Source organism: Cupriavidus gilardii (genome assembly GCF_013347325.1).
GTDB classification, from domain to species: domain Bacteria; phylum Pseudomonadota; class Gammaproteobacteria; order Burkholderiales; family Burkholderiaceae; genus Cupriavidus; species Cupriavidus gilardii.
The window spans coordinates 223,863-245,158 of record NZ_CP054624.1 but is presented as its reverse complement, the minus strand read 5'-3'; the positions used below and the strand labels follow the sequence as shown (position 1 = coordinate 245,158).

General features: G+C 66.0%; 25 protein-coding genes and 1 pseudogene. 1 reads left to right on the top strand and 25 read right to left on the bottom strand.

Going from position 1 to position 21,296, the window contains the following annotated elements; genetic code table 11:
• Positions 1-59 precede the first annotated feature (59 nt).
• Positions 60-1,303 (top strand): IS3 family transposase gene (locus FOB47_RS01105; RefSeq protein ID WP_420839240.1). Its coding sequence is split into 2 segments (ribosomal slippage): positions 60-414 and positions 414-1,303, totalling 1,245 coding nucleotides; the frame shifts between segments, so codons are not numbered across the junction.
• Between the two features lie 540 nt (positions 1,304-1,843).
• Here the strand turns inward: FOB47_RS01105 and FOB47_RS01100 are convergent.
• From FOB47_RS01100 to FOB47_RS00980, 25 genes and pseudogenes are all read right to left on the bottom strand, one after another.
• Entirely contained in the window at positions 1,844-2,932 is a 1,089-nt protein-coding gene (locus FOB47_RS01100; protein WP_053822644.1) for a porin, read from the bottom strand.
• 236 nt (positions 2,933-3,168) lie between these two features.
• Positions 3,169-3,957 carry a twin-arginine translocase subunit TatC gene (tatC, locus tag FOB47_RS01095; RefSeq protein WP_053822645.1) on the bottom strand — a complete coding sequence of 263 codons (789 nt, stop codon included), beginning with the start codon at positions 3,955-3,957 and terminating at the stop codon, positions 3,169-3,171.
• A gap of 125 nt (positions 3,958-4,082) precedes the next feature.
• Positions 4,083-4,604, bottom strand: coding sequence for a Sec-independent protein translocase protein TatB (tatB, locus tag FOB47_RS01090; protein ID WP_174779699.1), 522 nt, complete (start codon positions 4,602-4,604; stop codon positions 4,083-4,085).
• 144 nt (positions 4,605-4,748) lie between these two features.
• Positions 4,749-4,991: a Sec-independent protein translocase subunit TatA gene (tatA, locus tag FOB47_RS01085; protein ID WP_006575780.1), complete on the bottom strand. Its 243-nt coding sequence runs from the start codon at positions 4,989-4,991 to the stop codon at positions 4,749-4,751.
• Between the two features lie 147 nt (positions 4,992-5,138).
• Positions 5,139-5,495: a histidine triad nucleotide-binding protein gene (locus FOB47_RS01080; RefSeq protein ID WP_174779698.1), complete on the bottom strand. Its 357-nt coding sequence runs from the start codon at positions 5,493-5,495 to the stop codon at positions 5,139-5,141.
• A gap of 66 nt (positions 5,496-5,561) precedes the next feature.
• Positions 5,562-5,969: a DUF4870 family protein gene (locus FOB47_RS01075; protein WP_232206324.1), complete on the bottom strand. Its 408-nt coding sequence runs from the start codon at positions 5,967-5,969 to the stop codon at positions 5,562-5,564.
• Positions 5,970-6,054: 85 nt separating this feature from the next.
• Positions 6,055-6,447: a phosphoribosyl-ATP diphosphatase gene (locus FOB47_RS01070; protein WP_053822648.1), complete on the bottom strand. Its 393-nt coding sequence runs from the start codon at positions 6,445-6,447 to the stop codon at positions 6,055-6,057.
• On the bottom strand, positions 6,447-6,854 hold the full coding sequence (gene hisI, locus FOB47_RS01065; protein ID WP_006575776.1) for a phosphoribosyl-AMP cyclohydrolase: 408 nt from the start codon (positions 6,852-6,854) through the stop codon (positions 6,447-6,449). The genes FOB47_RS01070 and hisI overlap by 1 nt, the downstream gene beginning before the upstream one ends.
• A 2-nt stretch (positions 6,855-6,856) precedes the next feature.
• Entirely contained in the window at positions 6,857-7,627 is a 771-nt protein-coding gene (gene hisF, locus FOB47_RS01060; protein WP_006575775.1) for an imidazole glycerol phosphate synthase subunit HisF, read from the bottom strand.
• A gap of 77 nt (positions 7,628-7,704) precedes the next feature.
• Positions 7,705-8,451: a 1-(5-phosphoribosyl)-5-[(5-phosphoribosylamino)methylideneamino]imidazole-4-carboxamide isomerase gene (gene hisA / locus FOB47_RS01055; protein ID WP_006575774.1), complete on the bottom strand. Its 747-nt coding sequence runs from the start codon at positions 8,449-8,451 to the stop codon at positions 7,705-7,707.
• A gap of 90 nt (positions 8,452-8,541) precedes the next feature.
• Positions 8,542-9,195 (bottom strand): imidazole glycerol phosphate synthase subunit HisH, encoded by a 654-nt coding sequence (gene hisH / locus FOB47_RS01050; RefSeq protein ID WP_053822649.1) that lies wholly within the window; start codon positions 9,193-9,195, stop codon positions 8,542-8,544.
• Between the two features lie 153 nt (positions 9,196-9,348).
• Positions 9,349-9,936 carry an imidazoleglycerol-phosphate dehydratase HisB gene (hisB, locus tag FOB47_RS01045; protein WP_006575772.1) on the bottom strand — a complete coding sequence of 196 codons (588 nt, stop codon included), beginning with the start codon at positions 9,934-9,936 and terminating at the stop codon, positions 9,349-9,351.
• Between the two features lie 4 nt (positions 9,937-9,940).
• Positions 9,941-11,041 carry a histidinol-phosphate transaminase gene (hisC, locus tag FOB47_RS01040; RefSeq protein WP_174779697.1) on the bottom strand — a complete coding sequence of 367 codons (1,101 nt, stop codon included), beginning with the start codon at positions 11,039-11,041 and terminating at the stop codon, positions 9,941-9,943.
• Between the two features lie 63 nt (positions 11,042-11,104).
• Positions 11,105-12,433 carry a histidinol dehydrogenase gene (gene hisD, locus FOB47_RS01035; protein ID WP_053823221.1) on the bottom strand — a complete coding sequence of 443 codons (1,329 nt, stop codon included), beginning with the start codon at positions 12,431-12,433 and terminating at the stop codon, positions 11,105-11,107.
• 31 nt (positions 12,434-12,464) lie between these two features.
• Positions 12,465-13,127 (bottom strand): ATP phosphoribosyltransferase, encoded by a 663-nt coding sequence (gene hisG, locus FOB47_RS01030; RefSeq protein ID WP_006575769.1) that lies wholly within the window; start codon positions 13,125-13,127, stop codon positions 12,465-12,467.
• Between the two features lie 19 nt (positions 13,128-13,146).
• Positions 13,147-14,400: a UDP-N-acetylglucosamine 1-carboxyvinyltransferase gene (gene murA, locus FOB47_RS01025; protein WP_174779696.1), complete on the bottom strand. Its 1,254-nt coding sequence runs from the start codon at positions 14,398-14,400 to the stop codon at positions 13,147-13,149.
• Positions 14,401-14,425: 25 nt separating this feature from the next.
• Entirely contained in the window at positions 14,426-14,698 is a 273-nt protein-coding gene (locus FOB47_RS01020; protein WP_053822652.1) for a BolA family protein, read from the bottom strand.
• Positions 14,699-14,763: 65 nt separating this feature from the next.
• Positions 14,764-15,534 (bottom strand): ABC transporter permease, encoded by a 771-nt coding sequence (locus tag FOB47_RS01015; protein WP_043436578.1) that lies wholly within the window; start codon positions 15,532-15,534, stop codon positions 14,764-14,766.
• Between the two features lie 71 nt (positions 15,535-15,605).
• Entirely contained in the window at positions 15,606-16,643 is a 1,038-nt protein-coding gene (locus FOB47_RS01010) for an ABC transporter ATP-binding protein (protein WP_174779695.1), read from the bottom strand.
• A gap of 429 nt (positions 16,644-17,072) precedes the next feature.
• Positions 17,073-17,324: pseudogene (locus FOB47_RS01005) on the bottom strand (STAS domain-containing protein); the annotation flags it as partial.
• A 119-nt stretch (positions 17,325-17,443) separates the two neighbouring features.
• Positions 17,444-18,067, bottom strand: a complete 624-nt coding sequence (locus tag FOB47_RS01000) for an MlaC/ttg2D family ABC transporter substrate-binding protein (protein ID WP_006575763.1) — start codon at positions 18,065-18,067, stop codon at positions 17,444-17,446.
• A 194-nt stretch (positions 18,068-18,261) separates the two neighbouring features.
• Positions 18,262-19,095 carry an MlaA family lipoprotein gene (locus FOB47_RS00995; protein WP_174779693.1) on the bottom strand — a complete coding sequence of 278 codons (834 nt, stop codon included), beginning with the start codon at positions 19,093-19,095 and terminating at the stop codon, positions 18,262-18,264.
• On the bottom strand, positions 19,092-19,571 hold the full coding sequence (mlaD, locus tag FOB47_RS00990; protein ID WP_006575761.1) for an outer membrane lipid asymmetry maintenance protein MlaD: 480 nt from the start codon (positions 19,569-19,571) through the stop codon (positions 19,092-19,094). Before mlaD ends, FOB47_RS00995 begins: the two co-directional genes overlap by 4 nt.
• Positions 19,572-19,620: 49 nt before the next feature.
• Positions 19,621-20,409 carry a lipid asymmetry maintenance ABC transporter permease subunit MlaE gene (gene mlaE / locus FOB47_RS00985; protein ID WP_174779692.1) on the bottom strand — a complete coding sequence of 263 codons (789 nt, stop codon included), beginning with the start codon at positions 20,407-20,409 and terminating at the stop codon, positions 19,621-19,623.
• A complete protein-coding gene (locus FOB47_RS00980; RefSeq protein ID WP_053822654.1) occupies positions 20,409-21,230 on the bottom strand; it encodes an ABC transporter ATP-binding protein in 822 nt (273 codons plus the stop codon). Before FOB47_RS00980 ends, mlaE begins: the two co-directional genes overlap by 1 nt.
• Positions 21,231-21,296: the final 66 nt, after the last annotated feature.

Genomic DNA, 21,296 nt, shown 5'->3' with positions numbered 1-21,296 from the left:
TGGCGCTGACCCGTCCTGAATACGGTTGACACTTTTCCTGTCGAGATTGGGAGAGTGCTGTGGAGAGGGAACGGAAGCGAACGCAACGTGACTACACGCTGGCTTTTAAGTTGGCAGTTGTGGAGGCGGTGGAAAAAGGCGAACTGACGTACAAACAGGCGCAGCGCAAGTACGGCATCCAGGGCCGGTCTACAGTACTGGTATGGTTGCGCAAGCATGGACTACAGGACTGGAGCGGCTCGTTGCCCCGGGGCGTCCAGTACGCCAGGATGGAAAACCAAGACAAGACCAAACGGGTTACGCCAGAACAGCGGATCAAGGAGTTGGAAGTCCAGTTGCGCGAAGCGCAGGAGAAAGCGCGCCTGTTCGAGGCAGTGATTGACGTGATCCAGAAGGAGCACGGGGGGCGCATCGTAAAAAAGCCTTTGGGCAGGTCCTCACGCAAGAGCTCGTCCAAGGGCTAAGCGTTAGCAAGGCCTGCCGTTACTTCGGCATCAGCCGTCAGGCTTACTACAAGCGCCGCGACAGCGAACTGCGGCAGGCCGCTCGGGATAGTGCGATCTGTGCGCTGGTCAAGCAGGTGCGGCTGCGCCAGCCTCGCATAGGTACGCGCAAGCTGCAGCAAGTACTGCGGGCCCCGATGGAGAGGGCCGATATCCAGCTCGGTCGTGACCGGCTGTTCGAAGTGCTGCGCGCGGCCAGGCTACTGGTGAAGCCGCATCGGGCCTATCACAAGACCACCGACAGCCACCACCGCTTTCGCCGCCATCCAAACTTGCTCAAGGATGGACCGCAAAAGGTCGTACCCACTGCACCAGAACAGCTCTGGGTCGCTGACATTACGTACCTGCCCACGACGCACCAGACGGTCTACCTTAGCCTGGTCACCGACGCCTACTCACGAAAGATCGTGGGCTACCACGTCCACGATAGCCTGCAGACCGAGCAAGTGAGCCAGGCCCTGAAGATGGCGCTGCGCTCACGCCAGACCCGGCAGCCCTTGGTACACCATTCGGATCGCGGCATTCAATACTGCTCGACTTACTATCAGGCTATCCATCAGCGGCACGGCCTGACCTGCTCGATGACCGATGGCTACGACTGCTATCAAAACGCCATGGCCGAGCGCATTAACGGCATCCTCAAGAGCGAGTTCCTCTTGAACCGTCCGCGAGATCTGCTGCAAGCTGCCCGTATGGTCCGAGAGTCAGTACAGATCTATAACGGCGAGCGTCCGCATCAGGCCTTGAAATACAAAACGCCCGATGAGGTCCATCGGGCGTTGCTCACCTTGGCTCAATAAGACCAGGCAACCGCAAAAGAACTGTCAACCTATGTCAGGACTTGACACGCCTGCTGATCGATGCAGGGAGGCGGGGCAGTGTGGACGCCGGTCCCGACGCACTGGGGGATGTGATGGCGACCGCCGATACCGAGGTTCGCCAAGGCATTTTCAGATGCGCCTGCTACGGGGTCTCTCTCTTTGCATTCACAGCCCGACGGGCCTGCGCTTCGGCGGTGATCGAGAGCATCCGGTTGGCGGATACGCATCGCCAAGGCATCAGGGCCGAACGTGCCTATTCATGGGCGAGGGACATGGCATGGCACCGCGCCTGTTGCCTATTGCCGTTGCTTATTGCGCTTCCGTTCCTTGCCCCGGGTGAGCATGCATGGCTCTTGCCGGACCCTTCTTCGCCGAGGCCTCTTCGCTGGGGCCTCTTCGTTGGGCTCCACCGAGCGCCGCGCAACGACATCGATCAGGGCACCACAAAACAAAACGCCGGCATCCCGAAGGATGCCGGCGTTTCGATCAAGCTAACTTGATGCGATTGCTCGCGTCAAATTAGAACTTGTGGCGCACGCCGATGATGGCGCCGAACTGGTCCTTGCCCGGCTCCACGTTGAACGTGCTGGCAGCGGCGGTAGCGCCGATGGTGTTGAAGCCCGACACGCCCAGACCCGAACCATCCTTGTTCAGGGTGTACGACAGCGAGGTGTAGATGTCGGTGCGCTTCGACAGGGCGTAGTCGCCGGTCAGCACGAATTGCCACGGATCAGCACCGCTGCGGCGGAAGTCCTGGTAGTACGCAGCACCCGTGACCGAGAAGGCCGGGGTCATTTGGTACGCCAGGCCAGCCCAGTACAGGTTCGACGTCGTGGTGTCAGCACCAACAGCGCCCGGCAGAACAGCGCCGTCCGAAGCCTTCGCCCAACGGTAGCCAACGAAAGCCTTGGCCGGACCGAAAGCGTAGGTACCAGCAACCGTAGCGCGGCGGATCACCGGAGCCTGGTTAGCTTCCGTACCGACGTGCAGGTCGTCGTAGGCAGCACCGATCGCGAACGGGCCAGCTGCGTACGACAGCATGGCGCCCATTTCGCGGCCGAACACGTTGCGGCCAGCAACTTCTTGGCCGTCAGCGCGGAACGAGTACATCGCCGACGCGGTCAGGCCGCCGAACTTGCCGACGTACTTGACGGCGTTGTCAGCACGCGATTGGAACTCGACAGCTTGCGAGGTGATCGAGTAACGCGGAGCGATCGCCATCGGGTCGAACTGCAGACCGAAGTCGTAGAACGGGGTCTGTTGACGGCCCAGGGTCAGGGTGCCGAACTGGTTCTGCAGACCGACGTAGGCGCTACGACCGAACAGACGGCCACCTTGGCCCGAACGGCCGGTGTCGAGATCGAAACCGCTTTCCAGCACGAACAGACCCTTCAGGCCACCGCCCAGGTCTTCCACGCCACGCAGGCCCCAACGCGAGCCCGACTGGCCGCCGGACGTCATCTTGAACAGGTTTTCGCCCGTCTGACCAGCGTTGTTGTTGTACTCGATACCAGCGTCGACCACGCCGTACAGGGTCACGCTCGACTGGGCGTAGGCACCACCAGCGGCCAGGGCGGCGACTGCAGCTGCAAACAGTTTCATCTTCATATCGACACTTTCCTTGTCAACTGATTGGGAAATCTTGGGTTGCCCAAGTGCTTGGGCGACGCATTCACCATCACGTCTGCTGCGTATTATGTGTCAGGCTCCCGCGCGCTCAGAAGGCTTTTTCGTCGTAAACCGTTCCTGAGGGCGGCTTTTGTTGCTGAACAGCAACAGGAGAAACGGTGATTTTCCCCAATTTGGTGCAAAAAGGACGCAATGTTTGCGCCTTCCGGCACCAATCAGTCGGCTTGCGACTCCTTTGCAGCGCCGTCATTGGGCAACGGACGGCCGATGACCTTGGCCATCAGCAAGCCAAGCTCGTAGAGAAGGATCAGCGGAATTGCCAGCAGCAGCTGGGACAGCACGTCGGGCGGAGTGACGATCGCTGCAATGATGAAGGCGCCGACGATCACATACGGGCGGATCTGCTTGAGCTTCTCCAGTTCCACCACGCCGAAGCGCACCAGCACGATGACGACCACCGGCACCTCGAAGGTGATGCCGAAGGCCAGGAAGGTGGTCATCGCAAAGCCGAGATACTTGTCGATGTCGGTCGACATCTCGGCGCCCAGCGGCGCGTTGTAGTGCGCCATGAAATGGAACACCGTGGGAAACACCAGGAAGTAGGCAAACGCCACGCCGAACAGGAACAGCAGATAGCTGCTGGTGACCAGCGGCATGATCAGCCGCTTCTCGTGCTGATAGAGACCGGGCGCGACGAATTGCCAGATCTGGTACAGCACCCATGGCAATGCGATCAGGAAGGCGACCAGCAACGTGACCTTCATCGGCACGAAGAACGAGCCTGTCACGTCGGTGACGATCATCTTGCCGCCCTTGGGCAGCGACTCCATCAGCGGCCGCGCGAACAAGTTGAAGATATCCGGTGCCCAGTACACCAGGCTGACGAATACCACCAGCACGCCGGCGACAGCCTTGACGATGCGCTCGCGCAACTCCACCAGGTGCGAGATGAAGGTTTCCTGCTGGGATTCGTCTTGGGGTTCGGGAGAACGCGATTCGCTCATGGCGGCAGCCGCTCAGCAGCGGTGGGCGGACAACAGGGAAGAGAAAAGCGACGTCGCGCGCGGCAAGGCGCGTGACATACGTGCGGACCGGTCGGCCGCCGGCATCGGGGCGGACTGCCGCATGGTCACTCGAAAAAAGAACGCGCGGGGCGCGTTGCCGGGCGGTGCCGCTTGACGCGGGCAGCGCCGGACTGCGCCCAGCCGCGGACATTGTTCTGGCGCTTGTACCACTTCGGCACGGCGGCCTGCTTGACGCGCCAGCTCTTGCGGCCGTTGTGCATCTTGTGCGCGGTATCCCAGCTCGGCACATACGGCGCCGGCGCATCGCCCGAGCCGGCGCCGGGCGCGCCGGGCTCGGCGATCGCATCCGACAGCGCCTCGTTCAGCGACTGCGTCTGCTCGTTGACCTCTTTATGGATGGTCCGCTCGACGTCGCGCGCGGCCTCCTCGAACTCGGTTCGCATCCGACGCAACTCGTCGAGCTCGACTTCGCGGCTGACCTCGGCCTTCACATCGCTGATATAGCGTTGCGCGCGGCCGACCAGCGCGCCGACGGTGCGGGCAACCTTGGGCAGCCGCTCGGGCCCGATCACGATCAGCGCGACCGCGCCGATCAGCGCCAGCTTGGAAATGCCCAGATCGATCATGCGGGATTCAATGCCAGTGCCGAGCGCGGCCGGGCGCAATGCCCAATGCCGCCACCCGGAGGAAGGAGGGAATCAGTGTACCGGGGCACGGCCGGGCCGCTGCGGGGCCGTGCCGGCCGGACGCCGACTGACTGCATGGTCGGATTACTGCTGCTGGCGCGACTTTTCCTTGGCGTCCACGTCGATCGTGGTCGAATCGCGCAGTTCCTTCGGCGTACCGGTGGCGGTGTCCTCGCCCGCCGGGGCGTTGGGATCCTTCATGCCGTCCTTGAAGCCCTTGACCGCGCCGCCCAGATCCTGGCCGATGTTGCGCAGCTTCTTCGTACCAAAGACCAGCATGACGATCACCAGCACGATCAGCCAATGCCAAATGCTAAACGAACCCATTTTCCTGCTCCTGATGAAGCCCCGCGGGGCACCTTGCCACGCGGACCCGTTGTTCCGTCCGAGCTCGCACGCCGGGCGACGGTAGCCGGCGCTGTTTCGTCCGCCGCAAGCGGCCAGACGTCATTCTCTGCTGAAGGCTTGCCGCGGCTACGGCAGCGCGACCTTCCATTCGGTCCGCGGCCCGCCCATCACGTGCAGATGCAGGTGATAGACCTCCTGGCCGCCATCCGGACCGGTGTTGATCACGGTGCGGAAGCCATTGCCGCAACCCAGTTCCTGGGCCAGCTGCGGCGCCTTGAGCAGCATTTTAGCAAGCGCGTCGCCCTCGCCCGGGCCGCAGTCGGCGAGCGAGTTCACATGCACCTTCGGAATGATCAGGAAGTGCACCGGCGCCTTCGGATGGATATCGTGGAACGCCAGCATGTCGGCGTCCTCGTACACCTTGCGCGACGGTATCTGGCCGGCGACGATCTTGCAGAAGATGCAATTCTCGTGTGCGTTCATGAAAGTTTCATTGCGAAGTGAAGGACACCGGCAAGCCGGATTCGAGCCTGACCCGGTTCGCGCCCTTTAGAAACGCTGCTCCGGGTACATCGGCTTGCTGTCGTTCAAATACAACCAGCCTTTGACGATACGGTAAAGAATCCACAGCGACAACAGGCCCCAGACAATGAAGGCCAGCGCGATGCCGACCACGGTGGCGAACAGCACGCCGCCGAGCACGGTCCACGCGACCGACCACCAGAACGATCGGATCTGCCACGCAAAGTGCGATGCATAGAGCGTGCCTCGCGCATCGTCGCGCTTGACGTAGTTGATGATGATCGCGATCAGCGCGGTGATGCCGCCGGTCAGCCAGAAGATCGCATACAGCCCGTACAGGATATGGGTCAGCTTGCGCAGGCTGTCGAGCTGCGCGCCGCCGCTGCTCGGCACCACCTGGCCCGGATAATCGCGGCCGGGATAGTCATTGCTCATTGCGCCTCCTTGCATGTGCGCACGGTTCGGTCCAGACGATACTGTGCCACACGATACACCGCGGCCCGCCGAGGAGCGCCGGCGATCACTTCGACCCGGGCGTGCGCGCCGCCTTTTCGGCCAGCCCCGACAGCCCTTCGCGGCGCGCCAGTTCGGCCACCACGTCGGCCGGGCCGAGCCCGAAGCGGGCCAGCAGCACCATGCTGTGAAACCACAGGTCCGCGACCTCGTAGACGACCTTGTCGAGCGCGGGCCCGGCCAGGCCGGCGGCGCGCGCGTCCTTGGCCGCCATCACCGTTTCGGTCGCTTCCTCGCCGATCTTCTTCAGGATCGCATCGTCGCCCTTGTGAAACAGCCGCGCCACATAGGATTGGTCCGGATCGCCGCCGTGTTCCGGCTTGCGCGATTCGAGCACCGCGGCCACGCGTGCCAGCACGTCGGCCAGCGCGTCCGCCTGGTTTGCAGCAGAGTCGCTCATCAGTGATTGCCGCCGTAGATGGACGAGGGGTCCTTGAGCACCGGTTCGACGGTCTGCCAGTCGCCGTCCTCGACGTCGCCCTCGAATTTCTGGAAGAAGCAGGAATGGCGGCCGGTATGGCAGGCGATGTCGCCGGCTTGCGTGACCTTCAGCAGCACCACGTCCTCGTCGCAGTCGAGGCGGATTTCATGCACCTTCTGCACATGGCCCGATTCCTCGCCCTTGTGCCACAACCGCTTGCGCGAGCGCGACCAGAACACCGCCTCGCCAAGCTCGACGGTGCGCTGCAGCGCCTCGCGATTCATGAACGCGAACATCAGCACGTCGTTGGAGCCGACTTCCTGCACGATCACCGGCACCAGGCCGTGATCGTCCCATTTGACCTTGTTGAGCCACTTCTTTTGCATCGTCAAACCCGCATCGGAATGCCCTCGCGGGCCATGAATGCCTTCGCCTCGGCCACCGTGTGCTGGCCGTAGTGGAAGATGCTCGCCGCCAGCACCGCGTCGGCGTGGCCGATGCGGATGCCATCGGCCAGATCCTGCAGCCCGCCGACGCCGCCCGAGGCGATCACCGGCACGCCGACCGCGTCGCTGACCGCGCGGGTCAGCTCCAGATCGAAACCACTCCTGGTGCCGTCGCGGTCCATGCTGGTCAGCAGCAGCTCGCCGGCGCCGCGGCGCGCCATTTCGCGCGCCCACTCGACCGCGTCGAGCCCGGTCGCCTTGCGCCCGCCGTGGGTGAACACCTCCCAGCGCGGCGGCTCGCCCGGCGCCGAACTGCGCTTGGCGTCGATCGCCACCACGATGCATTGCGAGCCGTAGCGCGCGGTGGCATCGGACACCAGCTGCGGATTGCTGATCGCCGACGAATTGACGCTGATCTTGTCCGCGCCGGCATTGAGCAGCCGGCGCACATCCTCGACGGTGCGCACGCCCCCGCCCACCGTCAGCGGAATGAAGACCTGCGAGGCGACCGCCTCGATGATGTTCAGCATCAGATCGCGGCCGTCGCTGGTCGCGGTGATGTCAAGGAATGTGATTTCGTCCGCGCCCTGCTCGTCATAGCGGCGCGCGATCTCGACCGGGTCGCCGGCGTCGCGCAATTCGACGAAGTTGACCCCTTTGACCACCCGCCCATTGGTCACGTCCAGGCAGGGGATGATACGTTTGGCTAGCATCGGAATCCTTGCCACGCGGCGCGCGCCAGTGCGACGCGACGCGGGCAGCAGCGCCCCCGGGGCGCAATGGCGACGGCTTACTTGTCCGCGCCGAGTTTGTCCGCGAGCGCCTGCGCGTCCGCGAAATTGAGGTCGCCGGAGTAGATCGCGCGGCCGCAGATCACCCCTTCGACGCCTTCGCTCTCGACCGAGCACAGCCGGTCGATATCGCTCATGTTCGACAGGCCGCCGCTGGCGATCACCGGGATCGACACCGACTGGGCCAGCTTGACGGTCGCATCGATGTTGATGCCCTGCAGCATGCCGTCGCGGCCGATGTCGGTATAGATGATCGCCTCGACGCCGTAGTCCTCGTACTTGCGCGCCAGGTCGATCACCTCGTGTCCGGTCAGCTTGCTCCAGCCGTCGGTGGCGACCTTGCCGTCGCGCGCATCGAGGCCGACGATGATGTGGCCGCCGAACGCCGAGCACGCGTCCTTCAGGAAGCCCGGATTCTTGACCGCGGCGGTGCCGATGATGATGTACGACAGGCCGTCGTCCAGCCAGCGCTCGATGGTGTTCAGGTCGCGGATGCCTCCGCCGAGCTGGACCGGGATCTCTTCGCCGACCTCGGCAATGATGGCCTTGATCGCCGCCTCATTGCGGGGCTTGCCGACGAAGGCGCCGTTCAGGTCGACCAGGTGCAGACGGCGCGCGCCCTGTTCCACCCAATGTCGTGCCATGGCGGCGGGCTCTTCGGAGAAGACGGTGGCCTGGTCCATATCGCCTTGTTTTAGGCGTACACACTGACCGTCCTTCAGGTCGATGGCCGGAATGAGCAACATAAGCGTGACGAGCGTGTTGAAGTAAAAAGGTTGTCCTGGCGTGACCGGCGCTGCCGGCCCGGCCTTGCCTGCGTCGAACGGCTTGGTGAATCAGGGCTTCCAGTCCACGAAGTTCCGGTAGAGCTGCAAGCCGAGCGCCGCACTCTTCTCGGGGTGGAACTGCGTGGCAAAAATATTATCTCGGGCCACCGCGCTGGTAAACACGACGCCATATTCGGTTTCCCCGGCAGTATGGGCGGAATCGCGCGGCTGCACATAGTAGCTGTGTACGAAATAGAACCAGCTCTGATCGGGAATACCCTGCCACAGCGGATGCGGGCGAGTCTGCCGAACGCGGTTCCAGCCCATCTGCGGCACCTTGTAGCGCGAGCCGTCGGGCTGCGTCATGCCGTCGAGCTCGAAGCGCACGACCTCGCCGGGCATCAGGCCCAGGCATGGCGTGCTGTCCGCACCGGCCCTACTTTCCCTGCTGGCTTCAAACAGCATCTGTTCGCCAACGCACACGCCCAGCAGCGGCTTGCTGGCCGCGGCCTCGAGCACGGCCTCGCGCAGCCCGGAGGCGTTCAGCGCCGCCATGCAGTCGGGCATCGCGCCCTGGCCGGGCAGCACCACGCGCTCGGCGGCACGAATGCCCTCGGGCGCATCGACGATGCGCACATCGGCGTCCGGCGCCGCACGGCGCAGCGCCTGCGCCACCGAGCGCAGGTTGCCCATGCCGTAATCCACAATTGCAATCGTAGTCATGATGTTGGAAACGGCCGTGGCATCGCGCGGCCGTCCCCTCGGAAACGGTGTAGGGTGGTGAAGTCCGGTAGAGATCGGTCGGCGTGTCGGCCGTGTTCGGCGTGTTCGGCGGCGGCAACACGGGTGCCGCCCCGGATCACGCATGCAGCGATATCAGAGCGTGCCCTTGGTCGACGGAATCGTGTTGGCCGCGCGCGGGTCCAGCTCCACCGCCATGCGCAGCGCCCGGCCGAACGCCTTGAACACCGTTTCGCATTGATGGTGGGCATTGATGCCGCGCAGATTGTCGATATGCAGCGTCACGCCGGCATGATTGACGAAGCCGCGGAAGAACTCGATGGTCAGGTCGACATCGAAGCTGCCCACGCGCGCCCGGGTGAACGGCACGTGGAATTCCAGCCCCGGCCGGCCCGAGAAATCGATGACCACGCGCGACAGGCATTCGTCCAGCGGCACGTAGCTGTGCCCGTAGCGCGTGATGCCCTTCTTGTCGCCGATGGCCTTGGCCACCGCCTGTCCCAGCGTGATGCCGACATCCTCGACCGTATGGTGGTCGTCGATATGGGTATCGCCCTTGGCCTCGACCTCGAGGTCGAACATGCCATGGCGGGCGATCTGGTCCAGCATGTGGTCCAGGAAGGGAACGCCGGAAGCCAGCAGCTGGCGTCCGGTGCCGTCCAGATTCAACGCGACGCGGATCTGGGTCTCGGAGGTATTGCGGGTGACCTCGGCAACACGCATGGTGCTAATCCTGCAGCGAGGCGGCAAACGCCTCGAGAAACTGCGCATTTTCTTCGGGGGTGCTGACCGTCACGCGCAGACAGTTGGCCAGCAATGCGTGCATTTTACTCACGTTCTTGATCAGCACCTTGCGCGCGAGCAGCCGATCGAAGATTCGCGCGGCATCGGGCACGCGCACCAGCAGGAAATTGCCGGCGCTCGGGAACACCGTCACGCCGGGGTGCGCTGCCATCGCCGCGGCCACGCTGGCGCGCTCGGCGCGCAGCTGCGCGGCCTGTTCGTCGAGCACGTCGACATGCTCGAGCACGAACAGCGCGGTCGCCTCGGTCAGCACGTTGACGTTGTACGGCGGACGAACCTTGTCGATCTGCGCCAGCCAGGCCGGGTCGCCGGCCAGGTAGCCGAGCCGGATGCCGGCCAGGCCCAGCTTCGACACGGTGCGCATCACCAGCAGATTGCCGAACTCGGGCAGCCGCGGCATCCAGCTGTGCTGGGCGAACGGCTGGTAGGCCTCGTCGACGACGACCAGGCTGTGGCAGACCTCGCCCTGCGCGGCGCGCACGATCGCCTCCATGTCGTTCTCATCGAACAGCGTGCCGGTCGGATTGTTCGGATAGGCCAGGTAGATCACCGCCGGCTTGTGCTCGGCCATCGCGGCCAGCATCGCTTCGCGGTCCAGCGTGAAGTCGCCGCGCAGCGGCACGCCGACGAACTCGAGGCCGGTGAACTGGGCCGACATCGCGTACATCACGAAGCCGGGCACGGGCGCCATGACCTTCGCGCCCGGCCTTGCGACCGCGAGCGCCAGCATGCTGATGATCTCGTCCGAGCCGTTGCCGAGCAGGATCTCCATGCCGGCGGGCACGTCCATCACGCTCTTGAGCCGCGCGCGCAGCGCCTCGCTGGTCGGCACCGGATAGCGGTTCAGCGCGACCTCGGCGAGCCGCTTGCCAAGCGCCTCGCGCAGCGGCGCGGGCAGCCGGTACGGGTTCTCCATCGCGTCGAGCTTGATCAGACCGTGCGAATCGGCCACGTGATAGGCGCCCATGGCGCGGACGTCGTCACGGATGATTCGCTCGATCAGGGAAGGCTCGACTGCTGACATGGTTTCCTCTTCGGTGGGGAGTGATGGGGCGGCACGCCGGCGCGGCACGCATGCCCCGGCAAATCAACTGCGCTTCAGACGATATTCGGCGCTGCGGGCATGCGCCTGCAGACCCTCGCCATAGGCCAGTTCCGCGGCGATCTGGCCCAGCATCTGCGCGCCCGTTTCGCTGACCTCGATCAGGCTCGAGCGCTTCTGGAAGTCGTAGACGCCCAGCGGCGACGAGAAGCGCGCGGTGCGCGAGGTCGGCAACACGTGGTTCGGCCCCGCGCAGTAGTCGCCCAGCGATTCGCTGGTGAACTGGCCCAGAAAGATCGCGCCGGCGTGGCGGATCTTCTCGGCCCACTGGCGCGGATTGAGCGCGGAGATCTCCAGGTGCTCGGGCGCAATCGCATTGGCGATGTCGCAGGCCTCGTCCATGTCGCGGACCTTGATCAGCGCGCCGCGGCCGCCGATCGAGGCCGCGATCACGTCGCGGCGCGGCATGTCGTCGAGCAGGCGGCGGATGCTGTCCTCGACCTTCAGCAGATAGCCGGCATCCGGGCACAGCAGGATCGACTGCGCCATCTCGTCGTGCTCGGCCTGCGAGAACAGGTCCATCGCCACCCAGTCCGGGTCGGTGCTGCCGTCGCAGATCACCAGGATCTCGGACGGGCCGGCGATCATGTCGATGCCGACCGTGCCGAACACGCGCCGCTTGGCCGCGGCGACATAGGCATTGCCCGGGCCGACGATCTTGTCGACCTGCGGCAGCGTCTCGGTGCCGTAGGCCAGCGCGCCGACGGCCTGCGCGCCGCCGATCGTGAACACGCGGTCGACGCCGGCGATCGCCGCGGCGGCCAGCACCAGCGGGTTGCGCACGCCGCCCGGGGTCGGCACCACCATGATCACTTCCTTGACGCCGGCGACGCGGGCCGGAATCGCGTTCATCAGCACCGACGACGGATAGGCCGCCTTGCCGCCCGGCACATAGAGGCCGACGCGATCGAGCGGTGTCACCTTCTGGCCCAGCACGGTGCCGTCGGCCTCCGCGTATTCCCAGCTATGGCTGCCGCATTCGATCTTCTGCTTCTCGTGGTAGGCGCGCACGCGCGCCGCGGCCGCCTCGAGCGCGGCGCGGCGCTTGGGCTCGAGTTCCTCGAGCGCGGCGTCCATCTCGGCCGGCGACAGTTCCAGCGCGGCCAGCGATTCCGCCTCGACGCGATCGAAGCGCAGCGTGTATTCCAGCACCGCGGCATCGCCGCGCACCTTGACGTCGGCCAGGATCTGCGCGACGGCGCGCTCGATGGCCTCGTCTTCGCCGGCCTCGAAGGCCAGCAGCTGGCGCAGCCGCACGGGGAAGTCCGTGCTGGCCGAATCCAGTCGGCGAATGTTCAGGCTTTGTTCGTTCATGATTCCATTCCCCGGGCCGTCGGCCATGGCATCACGCCACGGCCGCGGAGGCCCGTTCAAACGCTTCGAGGATCGGCGCCAGCCGCTCGCGCTTGAGCTTGAGCGCGGCCTGGTTGATCACCAGGCGCGACGAGATCTGCACGATCTCCTCGACTTCCACCAGATTGTTGGCACGCAGCGTGCCGCCGGTGCTGACCAGGTCGACGATCGCATCGGCCAGCCCGACCAGCGGACCGAGCTCCATCGAGCCGTACAGCTTGATCAGATCGACGTGCACGCCCTTCTTGGCGAAATGCTCGCGCGCGGTCTGTACATACTTGGTCGCCACCGCCAGCCGCGCCCCCTGGCGCACCGCGCGGGCATAGTCGAAGCCCGCCGGCACCGCCACCGACATGCGGCAGCGCGCGATATTCAGATCGATCGGCGCATACAGGCCTGCCATGCCGTGCTCCATCAGCACGTCCTTGCCTGCCACGCCGAAGTCGGCGGCGCCGTATTGCACATAGGTCGGCACGTCGGAGGCGCGCACGATGATCACCCGCACGTCCGGGTCGGTGGTCGGCAGGATCAGCTTGCGGGAGGTTTCCGGGTCTTCGGTGACCTCGATGCCCGCGGCCGCCAGCAGCGGCATGGTTTCGGTAAAGATCCGGCCCTTGGAGAGGGCCAGGGTCAGCTGGTTCGGAGATGGGCTCATCGTCTTGTTCGTCGCTGGGTCAGCCGGCGATGCGGCGAATGCGCGCACCGACTGCCGACAGCTTGTCTTCCATGCGGTCGTAGCCGCGGTCCAGATGATAGATGCGGTCGATCACCGTCTCGCCATCGGCGATCAGGCCGGCGATCACCAGGCTGGCCGAGGCGCGCAGGTCGGTCGCCATCACGCGGGCGCCGGACAGGCGCGGCACGCCGGTCACCACCGCCATATTGCCTTCGACCGCGATATTGGCGCCGAGCCGGTTCAGCTCCTGCACGTGCATGAAGCGGTTCTCGAAGATCGTCTCGGTGATGCGCGCGGCGCCGTCGGCGACGCAATCGAGCGCCATGAACTGCGCCTGCATGTCGGTCGGAAAGGCCGGGTACTCCGAGGTGCGGAAACTGACCGCGCGCGGGCGCTGGCGCATCGACAGCCGCACCCAGTCCGTGCCGCGCTCGATCGACGCGCCGGCCTCGACCAGCTTGTCGAGCACCGCGTCGAGGATTCCGGGCGAGACATCGCGCACCACGACCTCACCCAGCGTCGCCGCGGCCGCGCACAGGAAGGTCCCGGCCTCGATGCGATCGGCAATCACCGCATGCTCGGCGCCGTGCAGCCGCTCGACGCCCTGGATCACCAGCCGGTCGGTGCCGATGCCGTCGATCCGTGCCCCCATGCCGACCAGCAGATTGGCCAGGTCGGTCACCTCGGGCTCGCGCGCCGCGTTCTCCAGCACGGTCTCGCCCTCGGCCAGCGTGGCCGCCATCAGCAGGTTCTCGGTGCCCGTCACCGTGATCATGTCGGTGACGATGCGGGCGCCCTTGAGCCGGCGCGCGCGGGCGTGGATGTAGCCATGTTCGATCGCGATCTCGGCGCCCATCGCCTGCAGGCCCTTGATGTGCTGGTCCACCGGCCGCGCGCCGATGGCGCAGCCGCCGGGCAGCGACACCCGCGCCTCGCCCAGGCGCGCGACCAGCGGTCCGAGCACCAGGATGGACGCGCGCATGGTCTTGACCATGTCGTACGGCGCCTCGGGCGAGACGATCTGGGCCGCGTCCAGCGACAATTGCGCACCATCCTGCCCGATGCGTACGCCCATCTGGCGCAGCAGCGCCAGCATGGTGCGCACGTCGTGCAGACCGGGAACGTTGCGCAGCGTCAGCGTGTCGCCCGTCAGCAGGCTGGCGCACAGGATCGGCAGCGCGGCGTTCTTCGCCCCCGAAACGCGGATCTCGCCGCGCAACGGGCCGTTGCCGTGTATTTGCAGTTGATCCATGAGGGATACGCAGGTACCCGGCCGCTCAGCCGCGGCCCGGCTGGCCGGCCTGGTCGCCCTGACCGCCTTGCCATTCCGCCGGCGTCAGCGTCTTCATCGACAGCGCGTGGATCTCGGCCCGCATGCGGTCGCCCAGCGCGGCATAGACGCGCTGATGGCGCTGGATCAACCGCTTGCCCTCGAACTCGGCGCTGACGATGGTGGCGAAGAAGTGCTGGCCGTCGCCTTCCACTTCGAGGTGTTCGCAGGGCAGCCCCTGGGCGATGTAGTCCCTGACTTGTTCCGGTGTAGGCAGCATGGTGAATCTCGTTTCGTCTGTGTGCGTCCCGCTGTCGCGTGTCGATCCGGCCTGGTCTCGCAAGATCAGTGCCGCAGCTTGTAGCCGCTCTGCAGCAGCCGCAGCGCGATCGTCGCGACCACCGCGAAGGCGCTCGCGACCACGGCCAGGCTGAACCACGGCGACACGTCGGAGACGCCGAAGAAGCCATGGCGGAACCCGTCGATCATGTAGAAGAACGGATTGGCGTGCGATACCTTCTGCCAGAAGGCGGGCAGCGAGTGGATCGAATAGAACACGCCGGACAGGAAGGTCGCCGGCATGATCAGGAAGTTCTGGAAGGCGGCCAGCTGGTCGAACTTCTCGGCCCAGATGCCGGCGATCAGCCCGAGCGTGCCCAGCATGCCGGCGCCGAGCAGCGCGAACACGACGATCCACGCGACATTGGCCACATGCAGATCGGCGAACCACACCGTCACCAGCAGCACGCCGAGTCCGACCGCGAGCCCGCGCACGATGGCCGCGGTGACGTAGGCACCGAACATTTCCCAGTGCGACAGCGGCGGCAGCAGCACGAACACCAGGTTGCCGGTGATCTTGGACTGGATCAGCGACGACGAACTGTTGGCAAACGCGTTCTGCAGAATGCTCATCATCACCAGCCCGGGCACCAGGAAGGCGGTGTAGCTGATCTGGTCGTAGACCTGGACGCGGTCCTCCAGCACATGGCCGAAGATCAGCAGATAGAGGATCGCCGTGAGCACCGGCGCGGCCACGGTCTGGAAGCTGACCTTCCAGAAGCGCAGCACTTCCTTGTACAGCAGCGTGCGAAAGCCGACCAGGCCGCCCACCGCCATCGGCGCCAGGTGCCGGCTGTCGTCGCCGTGGCGGCCGTCCTGCTGCGCGTGATCGAGTCCGGCGGGATGTTTCATACCGGGCTCTCCAGCGAGGAAGGGGTGGTATTGACCGGTTCGGCCGGGTCCGTGGCGCGCTTGCCGCCGTCGCCCTTGCCTTGTCCGTCCGCGCCTTCCTCTGCGCTCGGGTCACGGGAAGCCGGCTTGCGCCCTTCCCTTCCCATGATCTGCACGAATACGTCCTCGAGGTCCGCCTTGTTGATTTCCATGTCTTCGATTTCGCAGCCCGCCTCGCGGCACGCCGCGAGAATCGGTTCGACCACCTGGTAGCCCGACAGCCGCAGCCGGATCGCGCGCTCGCCGGGATTGGACGGCATCCGCAGCGGCTCCAGCGAAGCCGGCAGGCGTCCGGCCGACAGCGTCAGCACCAGCTGCAGGCCGGCGAACTGGCTCAGCAGGCTGCTGGTGCGGTCCAGCGCCACCACCTCGCCGAACTTGAGCATAGCGATGCGATCGCACAGGGCCTCGGCCTCTTCCAGATAGTGGGTGGTCAGGATGATGGTATGACCTTCGCGATTCAGCCGGGAGATGAATTTCCACAGCGTCTGGCGCAGCTCCACGTCCACGCCCGCGGTCGGCTCGTCGAGCACGATCACCGGGGGACGATGCACCAGCGCCTGCGCGACCAGCACGCGGCGCTTCATGCCGCCCGACAGCTGGCGCATGTTGGCGTCGGCCTTGTCGGTCAGGTCCAGGTTGGCCATGATCTCGTCGATCCAGTCGTCGTTGCGCGTCAGGCCGAAATAGCCCGACTGCAGGCGCAGCGTCTCGCGCACCGTGAAGAACGGATCGAACACCAGCTCCTGCGGCACCACGCCCAGCATGCGGCGCGCCAGCCGGTAATCGCCGACCACGTCGTGGCCGTGCACGCGTACCTGGCCCGAGTCGGCGCGGTTCAGTCCGGCGAGGATCGAGATCAGCGTGGTCTTGCCCGCGCCGTTGGGGCCGAGCAGGCCGAAGAATTCGCCGCGCTCGACGCTGAAGCTGACGCCCTTGAGCGCCTGCAGATTGCGGTAGCGCTTGCGGACATCCTGGATTTCGATGGCTTTCATGGCCGATATCGTCTGGCGGGCGTGCGAGCGTCGCGCTGCCGCGCCGGGCTCCTGGAAATGGCGGGGACCGCCTGAGGGTGTTGCAGCAGCCGGACTGGTCGCCCGCCTGGTCTGCCGGCTGCCGGCGTGGCAGGCGCATCGCGCGTTGGCGCGCGGCGGTGCTGACGAACGAATAACCCGGAATTATAGGGGATGCGGGGAAGTCCCCGCTTGGGACGCGGCGCGGGCGGGCGGCCGGCGCCGAGGCATCGCGACGGTGCCGGCGCGGGCCCTGGCCCTGCGCTCACCGCGGATGCCGGTTCAATGTCGATGCAAGGCGGCTTGCTCGAGCGGTGCGGCGACGGATGCCGAAGCGGATTCGGCGGCGGGTTCTGCCTCCGTTCCGGCAACCGCTTGCACCGGTCCCGACGCCGGGTTCCGCGGCGACAGCGCCAGCAGCGTATCGACGCCGTACAGGCTGGCCAGTGCGGCCAGCTGCTGCGGCACGCCGACGAAGGACAGCGTGCGGCCGCGCGCGCTGGCGTCGCGATGCAGCGCCAGCATGACGGCCACCGCCGAAGAATCGACCTGCCCCAGCGCGCTGCAATCGACCTGCGCTTCCCCTTGCGCCACGCGCGCGGCCGCTTCGCGCAGCACGGCGGCGGCGTTGCGGTTGGTCAGCGAGGTTCCGAGTGAAAGCATCGAGGCGGTCGGTCAGGAATCGGGGCGGATCGGATTTGGCGGCTGGAGCGCGCAAAGCGTGCACACCGAGCCGGCATTGTAACGCGGCGCAGCATCCACGTGCTGCGCCGCAACGGGTCTTAACCCTTCGCGCTGGCCAGCTGGCGGTTGCGGTCCTGCAGCGTCTTGATCACGCCTTCGATGCCCTGCTGGCTGGCGATCGTGTTGAAGCTGCCCTTGTAGGCCTCGGTCAGCCAGGCGCCCAGCACGTTGATGTCATAGACCTTCCAGCCCTGCGCGGTCTTCTCCAGGCGGTAGTCCATCTGGATCGGCTCGCCCTTGTTGATCACCTGGGTGCGCACGGTCACCTCGGTGTCCTCGGGCGCGGCGCGGAACGGGCGGAACTGCACGGTCTGGTCACGGATCTGCGAAACGGCGCCCGCGTAGGTGCGGATCAGCAGCATCTTGAATTCCTCGACGATCTGCTTCTGCTGCTCCGGCGTCGCCTTGGCCCAGTTGCGGCCCATCGCGATCTGCGTGGTCTTCTGGAAATTGGCGTTCGGCAGGATCTTCTGCTCGACCAGCGCGGTGATCTTCGGAATGCTGCCCGCCTGCATTTCCTTGTCGGCCTTGACGGTGGCCATCACGTCGTCCACCAGGGCCTTGATCAGCCCGTCGGGCGTGGAGGTATCCGCGCTCTGGGCCATGGCCGCGCCCGCCATGGCGAAGGCGGCGATGAAGGGAAGCAACAGTCGCTTGAACATGGTTTTTCCTTGTCTATCTTGTTCCGCCGGGGGCGGCGGGGGGTGCGTACGTTGGAGAGCGCGCACCCCGGGCAAGTTCATGGTGCCCGGCGCGCACGGCGCTGGCACCCGTTATCACAGTTTGTTGCAGCGGTGACCGGCCACTGACAAAGCCGTTCGACCGCAGTGGCGCACAAGCCTCGCGGCGCCGGCGCTCACAGACCGAGCCGGCCGGGCGTCAGCGACGGCGCCACCGGCGGCACCGGCATGGTCTGGCCCGGCAGGCTTTCGCCCGAACCCGAGCCCGGCGGCTTGGGCTCGGCGTCGCTGTCGACGCCATCGTCCTCGCGGTCCGGCGGATTGCCGTCGTAGACGAGGTACTCGCGGCGCTGCAGATAGGCGTCGCGCATGAACGAGTAGCGGTCCAGCGCGGCCATCTCGACCAGGCTGCTGGCGCCCAGCAGTTCGGCGCGGGCGCTGACCACGCGCACGCCGATCAGCGTATTGCGCATCCAGACCGGATGCAGGTAGGCGGTCGGGTCGGCCTGCCGGTCCACCAGCATGCCGCCGGTGTCGCGCACGGTGCTCGGCCCGAACAGCGGCAGCACCAGGTACGGACCAGGCGGCACGCCCCAGACGCCCAGCGTCTGGCCGAAGTCTTCCTTGTACTTCGGCAGGCCGGCCGGCGTGGCGATGTCGATCAGGCCGCCGATGCCGAGCACGGTGTTGATCGCCACCCGCATGGTGTCCTCGGCGAAGCGCGTCGGCTTGCCCTGCAGCAGGTTGTTCAGCGCCGAGTAGACGTCGCTGACGTTGGAGAACACATTGCTGACCGCGGTGCGGACCGGCGACGGCACGTAGTCGGCATAGACCTCGGCGATCGGGCGCATCACGCCCTTGTCGAAGTCCTCGTTGATCTTGTTGACTTCGCGGTTGAACGGCTCGAGCGGGTCGCGCGGATTGGCGTCCGGCCCCGTCGCGCAGCCCGCCAGGGCGACCGCCATCGCGCCGGCCAGCAGCCAGCGCCCGTGTACTCCCAAACCCCTCATTTCTCCGCTCCCGTGCCGCCTGCATCGGCCGCCTTGTTGTACAGGAATTGCCCGATCAAATTCTCCAGCACCACGGCCGACTGGGTCATCGTGATCCGTGCGCCGTCGGCCAGCATTGCGGTGTCGCCGCCCGCTTCGAGGCCGATGTATTGCTCGCCCAGCAGCCCCGAGGTCAGGATCTTGGCCGACGTGTCCTTGGGAAACTGGTAGCGCTGCTCCAGGTGCATCGTCACCGTGGCCTGGTAGTTCTTGTCGTCGAAGCTGATCTGCGCGACCCGGCCCACCACCACGCCGGCGCTCTTGACCGGCGCGCGCGCCTTCAGCCCGCCGATATTGTCGAAGCGGGCCTGCACGGTGTAGGTGTCCTCGAACGTGAAGGCGCTCATGTTGCCGGCCTTCAGCGCAAGGAACAGCAGGGCCACGAAGCCGGCCACCACGAACAGCCCCACCCAGAAATCGAGTGCGTTCTTTCTCATCGGAATTCTCTAGTTCAACCAGCGGGATGCGACGGCGCCCATGCGGGGCTCAGGTACTGAACATCAGCGCCGTCAGCAGGAAATCGAGCCCCAGCACGGCGAGCGACGCGATCACCACGGTGCGGGTGGTGGCGCGCGACACGCCCTCGGGCGTCGGCTTGGCCTCGTAGCCCTGGTACAAGGCGATAAACGTCACGGCAATGCCGAAGATAAAGCTCTTGATAACGCCGTTCAGCACGTCGTCGCGCACGTCGACGCCGCCCTGCATCTGCGACCAGAACGCGCCGGCGTCGACGCCGATCAGCTGCACGCCGACGATATAGCCGCCCAGGATGCCGACCGCGCTGAAGATCGCCGCCAGCACCGGCATCGCGATCACGCCGGCCCAGAAGCGGGGCGCGACCACGCGCTGCAGCGGGTTCACCGCCATCATTTCCATCGCGGTCAGCTGCTCGCCCGCCTTCATCAGGCCGATCTCGGCGGTCAGCGAGGTGCCGGCGCGGCCGGCGAACAGCAGCGCGGTCACCACCGGCCCGAGCTCGCGCACCAACGACAGCGCGACCAGCAGCCCCAGCGCCTGTTCGGAGCCGTAGCGGTTCAGCGTGTAGTAGCCCTGCAGGCCCAGCACGAAGCCGACGAACAGCCCGGACACCGCGATGATCACCAGCGACAGGTTGCCGACAAAGAAAATCTGGTCCGATACCAGCCGGAAGCGCCGCAGCATCGACGGCGACATCGCCAGCATCGCGAAGAACATCCGCGTGGCCATGCCCAGGCCCTCGACGGTCTGGCGCACCGCCGAGCCGATCGTCGCGATGGCGTTGTAGAGCGCGCCCATCACCGTCCCGCCCCGCCGACGAAGTCCTCGGCGAGCGAGGGCCCGCCGTAGTGGAACGGCACCGGGCCGTCGGCCTCGGCATGCACGAACTGGTGGACGAAGGGATCGGTCGACGCGCGCAGCGCCTCGGGCTCCCCTTCCGCCGCGATGCGGCCTTCGGCAATGAAATACACGTAGTCGGCGATCTGGAAGGTCTCGTGCACGTCGTGCGACACGATGATCGTGGTGGCGCCGAGCGCGTCGTTCAGCGTGCGGATCAGGCGCGCGGTCAGGCCCAGCGAAATGGGATCGAGCCCGGCAAAGGGCTCGTCGTACATCAGCAGCGAAGGATCGAGCGCGATCGCGCGCGCCAGCGCCACGCGCCGCGCCATGCCTCCGGAGATCTGCGCCGGCATCAGGTCGCGCGCGCCGCGCAGGCCGACCGCGTTGAGCTTCATCAGCACCAGGTCGCGGATCATCGATTCGGGCAGGTCGGTGTGCTCGCGCAGCGGGAAGGCGACGTTGTCGAACACCGACAGGTCGGTAAACAGCGCGCCGAACTGGAACAGCATCCCCATCTGCCGCCGCGCCGCATAGAGGCCCGCGCGATCCAGCGCCGGGATATCGGCGCCGTCGAAGCGCACGTGGCCGCGTTGAGGCCGGACCTGGCCGCCGATCAGCCGCAGCACGGTGGTCTTGCCGCAGCCCGAACCGCCCATGACCGCGACGACCTTGCCGCGCGGAATCCGCATGGACAGGCCCGACAGGATGGGCTTGCCGCCCGCCGCATAGGCGAAGTCGACCGCTTGCAGCTCGACGAGGTTGGGTGTGGTTTCGGTCACGTTGGCATCGCGCTAGAGACGGTCGGCATTATAAGTGCTAATACCTATACTCGTCCGTTCGCGTGC

Coding starts and splice junctions, on each gene's coding strand:
- FOB47_RS01100 (WP_053822644.1), bottom strand. CDS start 2,932: ATGAAGATGAAACTGTTTGCAGCTGCAGTCGCCGCCCTGGCCGCTGGT.
- tatC (WP_053822645.1), bottom strand. CDS start 3,957: ATGAGCGAATCGCGTTCTCCCGAACCCCAAGACGAATCCCAGCAGGAA.
- tatB (WP_174779699.1), bottom strand. CDS start 4,604: ATGATCGATCTGGGCATTTCCAAGCTGGCGCTGATCGGCGCGGTCGCG.
- tatA (WP_006575780.1), bottom strand. CDS start 4,991: ATGGGTTCGTTTAGCATTTGGCATTGGCTGATCGTGCTGGTGATCGTC.
- FOB47_RS01080 (WP_174779698.1), bottom strand. CDS start 5,495: ATGAACGCACACGAGAATTGCATCTTCTGCAAGATCGTCGCCGGCCAG.
- FOB47_RS01075 (WP_232206324.1), bottom strand. CDS start 5,969: ATGAGCAATGACTATCCCGGCCGCGATTATCCGGGCCAGGTGGTGCCG.
- FOB47_RS01070 (WP_053822648.1), bottom strand. CDS start 6,447: ATGAGCGACTCTGCTGCAAACCAGGCGGACGCGCTGGCCGACGTGCTG.
- hisI (WP_006575776.1), bottom strand. CDS start 6,854: ATGCAAAAGAAGTGGCTCAACAAGGTCAAATGGGACGATCACGGCCTG.
- hisF (WP_006575775.1), bottom strand. CDS start 7,627: ATGCTAGCCAAACGTATCATCCCCTGCCTGGACGTGACCAATGGGCGG.
- hisA (WP_006575774.1), bottom strand. CDS start 8,451: ATGTTGCTCATTCCGGCCATCGACCTGAAGGACGGTCAGTGTGTACGC.
- hisH (WP_053822649.1), bottom strand. CDS start 9,195: ATGACTACGATTGCAATTGTGGATTACGGCATGGGCAACCTGCGCTCG.
- hisB (WP_006575772.1), bottom strand. CDS start 9,936: ATGCGTGTTGCCGAGGTCACCCGCAATACCTCCGAGACCCAGATCCGC.
- hisC (WP_174779697.1), bottom strand. CDS start 11,041: ATGTCAGCAGTCGAGCCTTCCCTGATCGAGCGAATCATCCGTGACGAC.
- hisD (WP_053823221.1), bottom strand. CDS start 12,433: ATGAACGAACAAAGCCTGAACATTCGCCGACTGGATTCGGCCAGCACG.
- hisG (WP_006575769.1), bottom strand. CDS start 13,127: ATGAGCCCATCTCCGAACCAGCTGACCCTGGCCCTCTCCAAGGGCCGG.
- murA (WP_174779696.1), bottom strand. CDS start 14,400: ATGGATCAACTGCAAATACACGGCAACGGCCCGTTGCGCGGCGAGATC.
- FOB47_RS01020 (WP_053822652.1), bottom strand. CDS start 14,698: ATGCTGCCTACACCGGAACAAGTCAGGGACTACATCGCCCAGGGGCTG.
- FOB47_RS01015 (WP_043436578.1), bottom strand. CDS start 15,534: ATGGCGGTGGGCGGCCTGGTCGGCTTTCGCACGCTGCTGTACAAGGAA.
- FOB47_RS01010 (WP_174779695.1), bottom strand. CDS start 16,643: ATGAAAGCCATCGAAATCCAGGATGTCCGCAAGCGCTACCGCAATCTG.
- FOB47_RS01000 (WP_006575763.1), bottom strand. CDS start 18,067: ATGTTCAAGCGACTGTTGCTTCCCTTCATCGCCGCCTTCGCCATGGCG.
- FOB47_RS00995 (WP_174779693.1), bottom strand. CDS start 19,095: ATGAGGGGTTTGGGAGTACACGGGCGCTGGCTGCTGGCCGGCGCGATG.
- mlaD (WP_006575761.1), bottom strand. CDS start 19,571: ATGAGAAAGAACGCACTCGATTTCTGGGTGGGGCTGTTCGTGGTGGCC.
- mlaE (WP_174779692.1), bottom strand. CDS start 20,409: ATGGGCGCGCTCTACAACGCCATCGCGACGATCGGCTCGGCGGTGCGC.